This is a genomic window from Azonexus sp. IMCC34839, assembly GCF_047047955.1.
Classification (GTDB): domain Bacteria; phylum Pseudomonadota; class Gammaproteobacteria; order Burkholderiales; family Rhodocyclaceae; genus Azonexus.
Map to the genome: position 1 here is coordinate 2,176,161 of NZ_CP150631.1, position 14,120 is coordinate 2,190,280.

Annotated in this window: 10 protein-coding genes; 3 read left to right on the forward strand and 7 right to left on the reverse strand. The window is 62.0% G+C overall.

What is annotated here, in order from left to right; all coding sequences use genetic code 11:
* Nucleotides 1–99: 99 nt before the first annotated feature.
* The 3 genes from adhP to clpX all read left to right on the forward strand — a co-directional run bounded on the left by adhP (nucleotide 100) and on the right by clpX (nucleotide 3,594).
* Nucleotides 100–1,122 (forward strand): alcohol dehydrogenase AdhP, encoded by a 1,023-nt coding sequence (gene adhP / locus WIF35_RS10635; RefSeq protein ID WP_412478192.1) that lies wholly within the window; start codon nucleotides 100–102, stop codon nucleotides 1,120–1,122.
* A 120-nt stretch (nucleotides 1,123–1,242) separates the two neighbouring features.
* Nucleotides 1,243–2,499 (forward strand): diguanylate cyclase domain-containing protein, encoded by a 1,257-nt coding sequence (locus tag WIF35_RS10640; protein WP_412478193.1) that lies wholly within the window; start codon nucleotides 1,243–1,245, stop codon nucleotides 2,497–2,499.
* An 84-nt stretch (nucleotides 2,500–2,583) separates the two neighbouring features.
* A complete protein-coding gene (gene clpX, locus WIF35_RS10645; RefSeq protein ID WP_412478194.1) occupies nucleotides 2,584–3,594 on the forward strand; it encodes an ATP-dependent Clp protease ATP-binding subunit ClpX in 1,011 nt (336 codons plus the stop codon).
* Here clpX and WIF35_RS10650 read toward each other — a convergent pair.
* The 7 genes from WIF35_RS10650 to WIF35_RS10680 form a co-directional block, all read right to left on the reverse strand.
* Nucleotides 3,591–4,226, reverse strand: coding sequence for a hypothetical protein (locus tag WIF35_RS10650; RefSeq protein WP_412478195.1), 636 nt, complete (start codon nucleotides 4,224–4,226; stop codon nucleotides 3,591–3,593). The genes clpX and WIF35_RS10650 overlap by 4 nt on opposite strands.
* A gap of 67 nt (nucleotides 4,227–4,293) precedes the next feature.
* Nucleotides 4,294–6,573 (reverse strand): EAL domain-containing protein, encoded by a 2,280-nt coding sequence (locus WIF35_RS10655; RefSeq protein ID WP_412478196.1) that lies wholly within the window; start codon nucleotides 6,571–6,573, stop codon nucleotides 4,294–4,296.
* Nucleotides 6,574–6,761: 188 nt separating this feature from the next.
* Complete coding sequence (locus tag WIF35_RS10660; RefSeq protein WP_412478197.1) at nucleotides 6,762–8,435, reverse strand: cation acetate symporter; 1,674 nt, start codon at nucleotides 8,433–8,435, stop codon at nucleotides 6,762–6,764.
* Nucleotides 8,432–8,746, reverse strand: a complete 315-nt coding sequence (locus WIF35_RS10665) for a DUF485 domain-containing protein (protein ID WP_412478198.1) — start codon at nucleotides 8,744–8,746, stop codon at nucleotides 8,432–8,434. Before WIF35_RS10665 ends, WIF35_RS10660 begins: the two co-directional genes overlap by 4 nt.
* Before the next feature lie 101 nt (nucleotides 8,747–8,847).
* Complete coding sequence (locus tag WIF35_RS10670) at nucleotides 8,848–10,485, reverse strand: electron transfer flavoprotein-ubiquinone oxidoreductase (RefSeq protein ID WP_412478199.1); 1,638 nt, start codon at nucleotides 10,483–10,485, stop codon at nucleotides 8,848–8,850.
* 90 nt (nucleotides 10,486–10,575) lie between these two features.
* Nucleotides 10,576–12,354 carry an acyl-CoA dehydrogenase C-terminal domain-containing protein gene (locus tag WIF35_RS10675; protein WP_412478200.1) on the reverse strand — a complete coding sequence of 593 codons (1,779 nt, stop codon included), beginning with the start codon at nucleotides 12,352–12,354 and terminating at the stop codon, nucleotides 10,576–10,578.
* A 57-nt stretch (nucleotides 12,355–12,411) separates the two neighbouring features.
* Nucleotides 12,412–14,049, reverse strand: coding sequence for an acyl-CoA synthetase (locus tag WIF35_RS10680; protein WP_412478201.1), 1,638 nt, complete (start codon nucleotides 14,047–14,049; stop codon nucleotides 12,412–12,414).
* Nucleotides 14,050–14,120 lie beyond the last annotated feature (71 nt).

The window sequence follows — 14,120 nt, forward strand, 5'->3', positions numbered from 1 at the left end:
AAAAGCCCGGCTAAGTGAGAACCACAATGGCCGGACTGGGGACACAGGTCTATGGTGGACGCAGTACGAGGACATGACACTGCTTCAAGGAGAACAACCATGGCAACCAAAATGAAAGCCGCCGTCGTTCATGCCTACGGGCAACCGCTGGTCATCGAGGAGGTCGCTATTCCCGACGTGCCCCCCGGCAAGATCCTGGTCAAGATCGAAGCCTCCGGCGTCTGCCATACCGACCTGCACGCCGCCGATGGCGACTGGCCGGTCAAGCCGCCGCTCCCGTTCATTCCCGGCCACGAAGGCGTCGGCTACGTCGCCAAGGTCGGTGCCGGCGTTACCTGGGTCAAGGAAGGCGACCGTGTCGGCGTACCCTGGCTGCACACCGCCTGCGGCCACTGCGAGCACTGCATCACCGGTTGGGAAACGCTGTGTGATGAACAACAAATGACCGGTTATACGGTCAACGGCGGCTATGCCGAATATGTGTTGGCCGACCCGGCCTATGTCGGCAAGCTGCCGGGCAACCTGGAATTCGCCCCGGCCGCCCCCGTGCTGTGCGCCGGCGTCACCGTCTACAAGGGCCTGAAGGGGCTCGATTGCAAACCGGGTGACTGGGTCGTCGTCTCCGGCATCGGCGGCCTCGGCCACATGGCGGTGCAATACGCCAAGGCCATGGGCTTCCACGTCATCGCCGTCGATGTGGCCGACGACAAGCTGGCGCTGGCTACCTCGCTCGGCGCTGACGAAGTGATCAACGCCATGACGCAAGACCCGGTACAGCTCGTTCAGCAGAACATTCGTGGTGCCCATGGCGTGCTGGTCACCGCCGTATCCCGTACCGCTTTCGGCCAGGCCGTCGGCATGCTGCACAAGCGCGGCACGATGTCGCTGGTCGGCCTGCCGCCGGGCGATTTCGACCTGCCCATCTTCGACGTCGTGCTCAATGCCAAGACCGTGCGCGGCTCCATCGTCGGCACCCGCAAGGACCTGCAGGAGGCGCTCGAATTCGCCGGCGAAGGCAAGGTCAAGTCGCACTACAGCATGGACACGCTGGACAACATCAACGACATCTTCGGTCGCATGAAGGCCGGCCAGATCGACGGCCGCATCGTCGTCACCGTCTGAGCGATCACCGACGAGCGAGTGGAGTCGACGCCCGACTCCACTCGCCACGCAAATTCGTCAAAAACACCAGAGTTGGAGTACATTGACAACTTCGACTGACTCACGGGCAACTGTCACCCGATGACACCACTGCGCATCCTGATCGCCGACGATCAGCCATCGATTGGGGAATTCCTGGCCGAGCAACTACGTAGCAGCGGCCACCAGGTCAACGTGGTCACCAGCGGCGAGGCCGCCATACAAAGTTGCCAGGAATGCCTCCCCGAACTGATCCTGATGGATCTGGAAATGCCCGGCATCGGTGGCTTGCAGGCCATTCGGCAGATCCGCAAGCTGACCCGCGAACACTGGATACCAATCATCGTCATTACCGGCAGCGACGACGAGGGCGACCTCCTGCAAGGCTTCATGGCCGGTGGCGACGACTATCTGCACAAACCGGTCAATCCACTGCTGCTCGAGGTGCGCATGCGCGCCATGATGCGCATCGCCGGCTTCCACCGGGCCACCGAGGCCATTGTCGACAACATCATCGAAGGCATTATCCGGATCGATACCATCGGTCGCATCACCGGTTTCAACAAGGCGGCTGAAAAGATATTCGGCTACGAAGCGAAGGAGGTCATCGGGAATAACGTCAAAATGCTGATGCCTTCGCCCTATCATGATGAACACGACACCTATATTGGCAACTATCTGGCGACGAAAGACGCAAAAATCGTTGGCAAGAATAGAAAAGTTCAGGGCTTGCGAAAATCGGGACAGATTTTCCCCATGCGCCTGGGGGTCTCGGAAATCTCCAGTTCGGATGGCCTCTCCTTCATCGGCCTGATCAAGGATCTCACCGATGAAGAAGCGCTCCAGCAACAAATCGAATTCCAGGCCACGCACGATCAATTGACCGGTCTGCCTAACCGCTACCTTGCCCGGCAGCATCTGGCCGAACGATTTGCACCGGTCGATAAAGGGGAGCGCCCCTTGCCCTGCTCATTCTTCTATTGCGATCTCGACGGCTTCAAGCAGGTCAACGATCACTATGGGCACTCGGTTGGCGATGAGGTCTTGTGCGTGACGGCCAAGCGCTTGAAAAGCACGCTTTTCGTGCGCGACTTCTTCGCCCGCGTCGGCGGTGACGAATTCATCCTGATCGTCGATGGCGCCATCCGGGACGAGCAAGCCCTGCAAATCGCCGAGAGACTGATTGAAGCACTGACGGCTCCGATTCGTAGCAGCGTCAGCGAACATCCCATCGGCGTCAGCATTGGCATTTCCCATTCAGGCAACTATGACAACCCGACGGCCATGGTCAATGCCGCCGACGCTGCCATGTATTGGGCCAAGAACAACGGACGCAACCGGGCAGTCATCGCCCGCTGAAGCTTTACCCGCGCTTACCTGCCGCAGGCTTCCCCTGAGGGCCCAATGCGTCTAGCATCGCGGGATACACCGAGGATTAGCCCCATGCCCGCTCTGCTCAAACCCAGTGAAATCGTCCGCCGCCTGAACGAACACGTGATCGGCCAGGAGGAGGCCAAGCGCACGCTGGCCGTCGCCATCTACGCTCACTTCCGCCGCATGGAGACGACTGCGGTGGACACGGTCGAACTGACCAAAAGCAACATCCTGCTGATCGGCCCGACCGGCACCGGCAAAACGCTGCTGTGCGAAACGCTGGCGCGCATCCTCGACGTGCCCTTCGTCACGGCGGACGCGACTTCGCTGGCGCAGACGCAATTCGTCGGCGACGAAATCGAAGCCATCCTGCACCGCTTGCTCGACCGGGCCAACGACGATCTGGCCCGCGCCCAGCGCGGCATCGTCTTCGTCGATGAAGTCGACAAGCTGAAGGCGGTCGGCGGGCAGGAACGCGCCACTTCGGGCGAGAGCGTGCAGCATGCCCTGCTCAAGATCATGGAAGGCGCGCCGGTTCGCCTGAAGGACGGCCGCCACATCGACACCACGCACATCCTGTTCATCTGCGGCGGCGCCTTCGTCGGCCTGGACAAGATCCTGACCAAGACGCACACCTTCGGTTTCATCTCGACTGGCGGCGGCGACGACCAGCGCATCCTGGAGCGCCTGAACGCCCGCGTGAAGCCGACCGACCTGCTCGAATTCGGCCTGATTCCCGAATTCGCCGGCCGCCTGCCCATCGTGACCCGTCTGCATGCGCTGACCGAGGAGATGCTGGTGCGCATCCTGACCGAGCCGAAGAACGCCATCTTCCGCCAGTTCCAGGCCATGCTGGCCGCCGACGGCGTCGACCTGCGCGTCGCCCCCACCGTCTTCCGCCAGATGGCCGAACTGGCCATCGAATACAAGGCCGGCGCCCGCAGCCTGCGCGGCATTTTCGAAGAGATGATGACCGACGTGATGTACGCCGTGCCCGACCATCCGGACATCAAGCAGGTGCAGATCGATTCGCTGTTCGAACCGCCGCGCTTGTTCAAGGCGGCACCACCCACCGCTTAAGCCGGCGGCGGCTCCCGCCATTCGGCCACGTGGCGCATGGCTTTCAGCAAGAGCAGCACGCCCAGCACATAGACCGTGTATTTGACGCCCTTGCCGCACAGCAGGGCGATGAAGACGGCCGCCGGATGCATTTCGCCCAGCGCCGAGGCGATCAGCGCCGGCATCTGCGGCACTGGCAAGGCAGCGATCAGGCCGAGGGCCAGTTCGCCGTAGTGTTCGATCCAGTAAGCGGACTCGGTCCAGATGGCATGGGTGCGGATACCGGGAAACCAGTCGTCGACCAGGCCGACACCCAGGTTCTGCACGACGACGACAAAGGTCGTCGCCCCGATCGCCGCCCCCAGCGTCGCCCCGAGGATCACCCCGCGCCAGCGCCCCGGGGCAAATACCGTGGCACCGACGATCACCGGGCCGAAGGGATAGAGGCTGGTCCCGGCCGAAAGCACCGCCAGGAGCCCGACGGCAACGGCATACCAATGCGAGTGACGGACGCGGAACAGCAGACGGCCACCGCGGCTCAGCTTGTGCTCGGCCTGCAAGCCATTCAGGTAGAAAGCCACCATCTGGGCCAGGCCACTACGCTCGGCCAGGCCATGCACCAGCCGCATCAGGCGCTCATGCGGCATGCTCAACCAAGCCCGCTACGATGCTTTGCCGCATGACTGAAAATTGGCCATTTTTGCCCGTGCACCGCAGCAGTCAGCGACCTCCGTGCAAGGGGCCGAAAGTACTGTGCAGCGGCGGCGTGATGACCGGCTTGTGCGTCATGTCGGCAACCGCGATGCGCAAGGCAAGCAGGGCGGCGACCAACTCCTTGCTGCGTTCGTTATGCGTCAGCAACAGTTCGCGCGCCTTGTCCACATCGCCCTTGCCAAGGCGTACGCCGATCTCGGCCGCAACCCGGTGCGCCTTGATGTGCAATTCCTCGATCTTCTGGAACTGCGGCAACTGCCCGTAGCGTCGCGCCCCGACACCGGCCAGCCAACGGCCGAACCGGCTGCCCGCCAGCTTGCCGATACGATTGGCCGGCAAGACCTTGTCACCGCGCTCGACGGCACCGGCCACCTGCTCCTGCCAGCGGCGCTGCTCGACCTCGGCGACGACCAGCGGGAAATCGCTGCGCCGCCACGGCAAGACAACACTGGCCAGCCAGGCCGAATCCGGCTTGTAACCCGATACCCAGGGCTGCACCTCGTCTGCCGGCATCGGCCGGGCAATGCCATAACCCTGCCCGACGTCGCAATTGAGACGAAGCAGGACGATGCCCTGCTCGACGCTCTCCACGCCTTCGGCTACCGCCTTGCGCTTGAAGGCGGAGGCCAGTGCCAGGATGCCGGCGATGGCGTCGGTGCCTTCCGGCGTTTCCAGCATGTCGCGCACGAAGGACTGGTCGATCTTCAGGGTTCTGGCGGGCAAGCGCTTCAGGTAGAGCAGGGAGGAATAGCCGGTGCCAAAGTCATCGAGGGCGAATTCGACGCCCATTTCGCGACACTTGCCGATCACTCGGGAAACGTGATTGACGTCCTCGAGCGCCGCAGTTTCCAGGATTTCCAGCTCCAGATAGCGCGGATTGAGGCCCGGGAAGGCGGCCAGATGACGCGCCAGGCGCTCGGTGAATTCCGCATGCAGCAAGTGGCGGCCGGAAATGTTGACGCTGACCGGCAGGCGCAAGCCGGCCTGGCGCCAGGCCGAAATCTGGGTCAGCGCCTGGCGGATGGCCCAGTCGCCGATATCGACCAGCAACGGGTTGTCACCCAGTGTCAGCAGGAACTCGGACGGTGCGAGCAAGCCGAATTCCGGATGCTGCCAGCGGATCAGCGCCTCGACGCCGACCACCGTGCCCTGGCGCATATTGACCTTCGGCTGGTAGTACAGCCGGAACTCGCCATTGTCGAGGGCACTCTGGATGCGCGACACGCTTTCACGGTGGCTACGTACCCGCTCGTCGTGTTCGGTGTCGAACAGGTGAATGCGGTTACGCCCTTCCTGCTTGGCCACGTACATGGCCTGATCGGCATGGCGCAGCAAGGTTTCCGGATCGGCGCTGTCGCCGGGAATCAGCGTATAGCCAATGCTGCCTGAAATAACGGCGGTCACCCCATCCAGGCGGTAGGGCAAGGCAATACCCACACGCAGGCGATTCAGGATGTCGGCCGCTTCGTTCGGACTTTCCAGATCGGTCAGCAGGATGGCGAATTCGTCGCCCCCCAAGCGGGCCACCGTGTCGCCCTCGCGCAATGAATCCTTCAGGCGCTGCGCCACCTCGATAAGCAGCCGGTCACCGGTCTGATGGCCATAGCGGTCGTTGACCGGCTTGAAGTCGTCAAGATCGAGGAAACAGACAGCCAACAGGCTGTTGCGCCGACGCACCTGGGCCAGCGCCTGGCTGATACGGTCGCCGAGCAGCACGCGGTTGGGCAGGCGGGTCAGCGCGTCGTAGTAAGCCAGATGCTCCAGCCGCTGCTGGCTTTCCTTCAACGCCGAGATGTCATGGTAGATGGCGAAGTAATTGGTCAGCATGCCGGCTTCGTTGCGCACAGCGCCGATCGACATCATCTCCGGAAACAGCTCGCCGTTCTTGCGCCGGTTCCACACCTCGCCCCGCCAGTAACCGTGGGTTTTCAGGCTTTCCCACATCGTCGTGTAGAACTCCGGCTCATGGATGCCTGACTTCAGCAGATTGGCCCGCCGACCGACCGCCTCATCGCGGCTATAGCCGGAGATTCGGGTAAATGCCTGATTGACGTCGCGGATAAAGCCCTCGGCATCGGTGATCATGATGCCGTCGTGCGAATTGGCGAAGACGCTGGCGGCCAGCCGCAACTGGCTGTCGTCCAAGGGCAGCGGCGACTCAGTCTCCTCCTTCTCGGCCTCGGCGGCGAGCAGGCTATTGACGTCGACGATGATCGAATTGCTCCAGGAGCCTTCGTCCAGATCGTCCGGAGGGGTTGCGGAAGCTTCCGCGGGGGGTTTTGCCATCTGCGCTTTCAACCATTATTCGAGTCTCCTACTATTCTAGGAGTCCGCCCGGCCGAGGTCGACCTTATTCAGCCGGCTTTTTTTGCCCGAACGCAAAAGACAGGCAAAAAAAGGGAGCCCGTAGGCTCCCGAAAAGGTTGAGACTTCGGGCGCTGTTCTCCCGTTATCTCTCCCGCAGAGTTCGATAGTTAGTGATCGTGCGCCCCAGCAGCACCGAGGCCGGTCTGTGCCCGGATGAACTGCTCCTCGTAGGCATCGGCTTCTTTGGCCGCACGCTCGCTCTTGTCGGTCACCGACATCAGCCAGGTCACCACGAAGGCAAGGGTCATCGAGATGATGGCCGGATGATCGTAAGGGAAAATCGGCTTGGCATTACCCAGCACCTTGACCCAAACCGCCGGCGACAGCACGACCAGACCGACCGAAGACACCAGGCCGGCGATGCCGCCCCACAGCGCCCCACGGGTCGTCAGGCCCTTCCAGTACATCGACAGGATCAGCACGGGGAAATTGACCGAAGAGGCAACACCGAAAGCCAGCGCGACCAGGAAGAGCACGTTCTGGTCCTTGAAGGCGATGCCCAGACCGATGGCGGCGAGGCCAAGGCCGACCGAGGCAAAGCGGGTCACCTTCATTTCCTGCTGGCTGGAGGCCGTTCCCTTCTTGATGACTCGTGCGTACAGGTCATGGGAAATTGCCGAGGCACCGGCCAGCGCCAACCCGGAAACGACAGCCAGGATGGTGGCGAAAGCCACGGCCGACAGGAAGCCGAGGAAGACATCGCCGCCGACCGCCTTGGCCAGGTGCATGACCGGCATGTTGCCGCCGCCGATCAGCTTGCCACCGACATTACCGCCTTCGAAGAAGGCCGGATTGGTACCGACGATAGTGATCGCCCCAGCGCCGAGGATGATCGTCACCAGGAAGAACAGGCCGATGAAACCGGTCGCGTAGAACACGGATTTGCGGGCTTCCTTGGCGTTCGGCACGGTGAAGAAGCGCATCATGATGTGCGGCAGGCCGGCCGTACCGAACAGCAGGCCGAGCGACAGGGAAAAGGCGGAAATCGGATCGGCCATCAGCGAGCCCGGGATCATCATCTTTTCACCCGCCTTGTGCGACTCGATCGCCTTGCCGAACAGGGTGTCGAGCGACCAGCCGAATTGCGACAGGGTGAGCAGCATCAGCGTAATACCGCCACCGAGCAGCAGGCAGGCCTTGATGATCTGCACCCAGGTCGTCGCCGTCATACCGCCAAAGGTGACATACACCATCATCAGGATACCGACCACAGCCACCGCGACGTTGTAGTCCAGGCCAAAGAGCAGCTGGATCAACTGACCCGCGCCGACCATCTGAACGATCAGGTAGAAGCAGACCACGGTCAGCGAGCCCACGGCAGCGAAGGTGCGGATGCGGTTCTGGTCGAGCCGATAGGAAGCGATGTCGGCGAAGGTGAACTTGCCGAGGTTGCGCAGGCGCTCGGCCATCAGGAACAGGATGATCGGCCAGCCGATGAAGAAGCAGACGGCGTAGATGAAACCGTCGTAGCCCTTGAAATACACCATCGAGGTGATACCCAGCAGCGTGGCCGCCGACATGTAGTCGCCGGCAATCGCCAAACCGTTCTGGAAGCCGGTGATGCCACCGCCGGCCGTATAGAAGTCAGCGGTCGACTTGGTCTGCGCCGCGGCCCACTTGGTAATGCCCAGCGTGGCGATAACGAAAACCAGGAACATGGCAATGGCACTGACATTGACCGGCTGCTTCTCGACCCCCTCGATCGCGCCGGGACCGGCGATGGCCGCAAAGGAGATCGCCAGCAAGCTACCCGCCAGCAAGGCAATGAAGGAGCGCTTCATTTGTGTGCCTCCTTCAGGATTTCCTCGTTCAGGCGATCGAACTCGCCATTGGCACGGCTGACATAAACGCCGGTGAGCAACCAACCCACCACGACGATCACCGCGGCCAGCGGCCAGCCAATGGTAATGACGCTGCCTTCCCCGATCTTGGCGGCAAAAAGTTGCGGCTGCATGGACACCAGGTACATGAAGCTGTAGTACGGAATCAACACCACCAACGACAGGATCACGGCAAAACGCGTGCGTTTGCCGACCATTTCAGCGAATTTCGGATTGCTCCGAATCTTCGCCTGAATATTTGTTTCAGACATGAATTACCCCTCTAAGAGACGTGCTGAGTTGTGTGTGCTGTTCTCGTTTTTTGGTGTTTTGGCCGGTGCACCGCAGCAGTCGCGGCACACCGGCAGGTTTGCTACATATTTGGGTAGTTCGGCCCGCCACCGCCTTCCGGCACCGTCCAGTTGATGTTCTGGGTCGGATCCTTGATGTCGCAGGTCTTGCAGTGCAGGCAGTTCTGACCATTGATCTGCAGGCGTGGCTGGCCCTCATCCTCACCGAGGATTTCATACACGCCGGCCGGGCAATAGCGCGTTTCCGGCGAGCCGTACTTGGCATAATTGACCGAGATGGCCACCGACTCGTCCTTCAGGCGCAAATGGCACTGCTGGTTTTCCTCGTGGTTCGTCGCCGACAGGAAGACCGACGACAAACGGTCGAAGGTCAGCTTGCCATCCGGTTTCGGGTAAGCGATCTTCGGATACGCCGACTTGTCGCCAAGTTGCGAATGGTCATCGTGGTGACGCATGGTCCATGGTGCCTTGCCGCCGAAGACATAGGTATCGATGGCGCCGTAGGCCAGCGCGCCCCACAAGCCCCACTTGAAGGCGGGGCGGATGTTGCGCACCTTGTACAGTTCTTCCCACAGCCAGCTCTTCTTGATCTGTTCAGCGTATTCCGTTGCTTCCGCCCCCGCCCCGTCCTTGTTCAAGTGCTCGAACACGGCTTGGGCGGCGACGATGCCGGACTCCATGGCCATGTGCGTGCCCTTGATCTTCGGCACATTCAGGAAGCCGGCGGTATCGCCGACCAGCAAACCGCCCGGGAAGGTCAGCTTGGGCACGGATTGATATCCGCCCTCGGAGAGAGCGCGCGCGCCATAGGAGATGCGACGACCGCCTTCGAAGTAGCCGCGAATCGCCGGATGCGTCTTGTAGCGCTGGAATTCCTCGTAAGGCGACAGCCACGGATTCTTGTAGTCGAGGCCGACGACCATGCCGACCGCGACCAGGTTGTTTTCCAGGTGGTAGAGGAAAGAGCCGCCATAGGTGTCGCTGGTCAGCGGCCAACCCACCGTGTGAACGATCAGGCCGGGCTGATGCTTGGCCGGATCGATCTCCCACAGTTCCTTGATACCGATGCCGTAGGTTTGCGGATCGACGCCGTCGCGCAGGTTGAATCTGGCCCACAGCTCCTTGGTCAGCGAGCCGCGGCAGCCTTCGGCGAAGATGGTCTGCCTGGCGTGCAACTCCATGCCCGGCTGATAGTTGTGCGTTTGCTCACCATCCTTGCCGATGCCCATGTCACCGGTCGCCACGCCCTTGACCGAGCCATCCTCGTGGTAGAGCACTTCGGCTGCGGCAAAGCCGGGATAGATTTCGACGCCCAGCGCTTCGGCCTGCTCGCCCAGCCAGCGGCAGAAGTTACCGAGACTGATGATGTAGTTGCCGTGATTGCCCATCTGCGGCGGTGTCGGCAGCTTGAACGAGCCGTTCTCGCTGAGATAGAGCAGTCGGTCCTCGCCGGCCGGCGTATTGAGCGGTGCGCCGCGCTCCTGCCAGTCCGGGAAGAGTTCGGCCAGCGCGTGCGGTTCCAGCACCGCGCCCGACAGGATGTGGGCGCCGATTTCCGAGCCCTTTTCCAGCAGGCAGACAGAAATCTCCTTGCCGGCCTGCTCGGCCAGTTGCTTGATGCGGATCGCCGCCGACAGGCCCGACGGGCCGCCACCAACGATCACGACATCGTATTCCATTGCATCGCGATCAGTACGCATGCGTTCTCCTTGCTCAATACCGTTTCCGCACTAGCGGGAACCCGGAAGCTCGGCTCCGGATTCCCGCCCGTGCGGGAATGACCTTCTCGTTTAGAACTGTGGCTCTTCCAGCGCGAAGACCGAAGCCGCACCGCCGACCACCTCGGCAGAGTAGGCAGCGGCAAACGGCAGCTGATGCGCAGCGAAGTACTCGGCGGTTGCCAGCTTGGCGGTGTAGAAACCATCGCTACTACCCTCGGCGATGCGCTTGGCGGCAACCGCAGCCGACTTGGCCATCAGCCAGCCGCCGACGACGATGCCGGTCAGCTTGAGGAAGGGCACCGAACCGGCATGGACGGCCGCCGGAGCGCTGTCGTAGTTGGCCAGAATCCACTCGACTGCGGTGGACAGCGCGGCAACGCCATTTTTCAGATTGGCGGCGATGTTGGCGGTCTTGGCGTCAGCGGCAATCGCTTCGGCATCGGCGGTCATCTCGGAGAGCAGGGCCTTCATGGCCGCGCCCGGCACCTTTTCGCGGGCCAGCTTGCGGCCGACGAGGTCGTTCGCCTGGATGGCGGTGGTGCCTTCGTAGATCGTGGTGATGCGCGAATCGCGGTAGTACTGGGCTGCGCCGGTTTCTTCGACGAAACCGACACCTCCGAAGACCTGCAGCGCGGAAGACGACAGCTCGACGCCCTGCTCGGTGCTCCAGCCCTTGACCACCGGGGTCAGCAGGTCGATGCGGGCTTGCGCGGCGGCGTCGCCGGCGTGCGCCTTGTCGATCTGGGCGGCCGCGTAGTAGGCCAGCGTACGCATGGCTTCGGTGCGCGACTTGCATTCCATCAACAGACGGCGAACGTCCGGGTGATGCAGGATGGTCTTCTTCTCGTCGGACTTGTCGCCGATGATCTTGCCCTGCACGCGCTCACGGGCGTACCACAGGGCGTGCTGGTAGGCGCGCTCGGCGATGCCGACGCCTTCGAGGCCGACGTTGACGCGGGCGTGGTTCATCATCGTGAACATGTAGCCGACGCCCTTGTTTTCTTCGCCGATCAGGTAGCCGACGCAGTTGTCGTTGTCGCCGTAGGACATGACGGCAGTCGGGCTACCGTGGATACCCAGCTTGTGTTCGATGGAAGAACAGATCAGATCGTTGCGCGCGCCCAGCGAGCCGTCGTCATTGACCAGGAACTTCGGCACCAGGAAGAGCGAAATGCCCTTCAGTCCCGGCGGAGCATCCGGCAGACGGGCCAGCACGAGGTGAATGATGTTTTCAGCGACATCGTTCTCACCCCAGGTGATGAAGATCTTGGTGCCGGACACGCGATAGGTGCCATCGTCCATCTTGCGGGCCTTGCTGCAAATGGCGGCGAGGTCGGAGCCGGCGTTCGGCTCGGTCAGGTTCATGGTACCGGTCCACACGCCTTCGACCATCTTCGGCAGGTACTTCTGCTTGAGTTCGTCAGAAGCATGGTGGGCGATGGCTTCGATGGCGCCGCCGGTCAGCATCGGGCACAGCGCGAAGGCCATGTTGGCCGACTTCCACATTTCGTTGACCGCCATGGTCACGGCGGCGGGCAGGCCCTGGCCGCCGTATTCCGGCGAGAAGGGCATGGCGTTCCAGCCGGTGTCGCGGAACAGGGTGTAGGCGTCCTTGAAGCCCGGGGCAGTGGTGACGACGCCGGCTTCGCACTTGGAGCCGACGGTATCGCCACCGCGGTTGATCGGGTCGAGCACGCCGGAGGCGAACTTGGCGGCTTCGTCGAGAATGGATTCAACCAGCTCGACGGAACATTCTTCATTGCCCGGCAGGGCGCAAATTTCTTCGAGGCCGGCGATCTCGTTGAGGATGAACTGCATGTCGCGTAGCGGAGCGGTGTAAGTACTCATGGGTTTTCCTTGTGTTGGGTTGCCGGCCCGCCGAAGCGGGCCAGGGGCAGAGCGTGTTTATTCGATGGCCAGGGCCGAATTGGCGTGCTGGCGGAGAACGTACTTCTGGATCTTGCCGGTCGATGTTTTCGGCAGTTCGCCGAAGACGACCTGCTTGGGCACCTTGAAGCGGGCGAGGTGCGCACGGCAGTGCTCGATGATCTCGTCCTGAGTGCAATTGGCCCCGCTCTTCAACTCGATGAAGGCGGCCGGCACTTCGCCCCACTTCTCGTCGGGCTTGGCCACGACGGCGGCGGCCACGACTGCCGGATGGCGGTAAAGCACGTCTTCGACTTCCAGCGACGAGATGTTCTCGCCACCGGAAATGATGATGTCCTTGGAGCGATCCTTGATCTTGACGTAGCCGTCGCTATGCACAACCGCCAGGTCGCCGGTGTGGAACCAGCCACCGGCGAAAGCTTCGTCGGTCGCCTTGGCGTTCTTCAGGTAGCCCTTCATGACCAGGTTGCCGCGGAACATGATCTCGCCCATGGTCTCGCCATCCCAAGGCACCGGCTGCATGGTGACCGGGTCGAGCACGGTGATCGCTTCCTGCATGTGGTAGCGCACGCCCTGGCGACCGTTACGGGCGGCCTGCAGATCGATCGGCAACTTTTCCCACTCCGGCTGCTTGGCGCACACCGAAGCCGGACCATAGGTCTCGGTCAGGCCATAGACGTGGGTGATGTTGAAGCCCATGCGCTGGGCACCCTCGATGATGGCGGCCGGAGGCGCGGCGCCAGCGATCAGACCATTCACCGTGTGCTCGATGCCATCCTTCAACTCCTGCGGGGCGTTGATCAGCATGCCGTAGACGATCGGCGCGCCGCACATGTGCGTCACCTTGTGTTCCTTGATCAGGCCAAAGATCAGCGCCGGGTCGACGCGACGCAGGCAGACGCTGGTGCCGGCATTGGCCGCCATGGTCCACGGGAAGCACCAACCGTTGCAGTGGAACATCGGCAGGGTCCACAGATAGACCGAATGCTGCGGCATGCCCCAGGAAATGATGTTGGAGGCCGCATTCAGGTAGGCGCCGCGATGGTGATAGACGACGCCCTTCGGGTTACCGGTGGTACCCGAGGTGTAATTCAGGGCGATGGCGTCCCATTCGTTTTCCGGCAGTTTCCAGTCGAAATTCGGCGAGCCCTTGGCAATGAAGGCCTCGTAATCGATTTCGCCGAGTTGCTCGCCTTCGGAGTAGTCCGGGTCGAGGCTGTCGATAACCAGGGGTTTCGGCCCTTCAAGGAGTTCGAGCGCACCTTTGACCACCTTGGAAAACTCCGGGTCGGTGATCAGCACCTTGGCCTCGCCGTGCGTCAGCATGAAGGCGATGGCTTCGGCATCCAGACGGGTATTCAGGGTATTCAGCACGGCACCGGTCATCGGCACGCCAAAATGGCACTCGAACATCGCATTGGTGTTCGGCAACATGACGGCGACGGTGTCGCCCTTGCCGATGCCGCGCGCATCCAAGGCGGACGCCAACTGGCGACAACGGTCGTAACTTTCCTTCCAGGTGTATTGGCGTGCCCCCTGGATCACCGAAACGCGCTTCGGATAAATGAAGGCGGAGCGCTCGATGAAGGTTAGCGGGGACAGCGGAACATAATTGGCCGGATTCTGGTCCAGCCCGACGGCGTACGGGTTTGCCACGAAAAAATCTCCTCACGTTTCTTGCCAGGTCACTGTTCTCTTTGGGGCAAGTTTCGGCGAGACTTCCGGTA

Bases quoted from the DNA above. Each gene is read 5' to 3' on its own strand.
- WIF35_RS10640 (WP_412478193.1), top strand. From the start codon at position 1,243: ATGACACCACTGCGCATCCTGATCGCCGACGATCAGCCATCGATTGGG.
- WIF35_RS10655 (WP_412478196.1), bottom strand. From the start codon at position 6,573: ATGGCAAAACCCCCCGCGGAAGCTTCCGCAACCCCTCCGGACGATCTG.
- clpX (WP_412478194.1), top strand. From the start codon at position 2,584: ATGCCCGCTCTGCTCAAACCCAGTGAAATCGTCCGCCGCCTGAACGAA.
- adhP (WP_412478192.1), top strand. From the start codon at position 100: ATGGCAACCAAAATGAAAGCCGCCGTCGTTCATGCCTACGGGCAACCG.
- WIF35_RS10660 (WP_412478197.1), bottom strand. From the start codon at position 8,435: ATGAAGCGCTCCTTCATTGCCTTGCTGGCGGGTAGCTTGCTGGCGATC.
- WIF35_RS10675 (WP_412478200.1), bottom strand. From the start codon at position 12,354: ATGAGTACTTACACCGCTCCGCTACGCGACATGCAGTTCATCCTCAAC.
- WIF35_RS10665 (WP_412478198.1), bottom strand. From the start codon at position 8,746: ATGTCTGAAACAAATATTCAGGCGAAGATTCGGAGCAATCCGAAATTC.
- WIF35_RS10670 (WP_412478199.1), bottom strand. From the start codon at position 10,485: ATGCGTACTGATCGCGATGCAATGGAATACGATGTCGTGATCGTTGGT.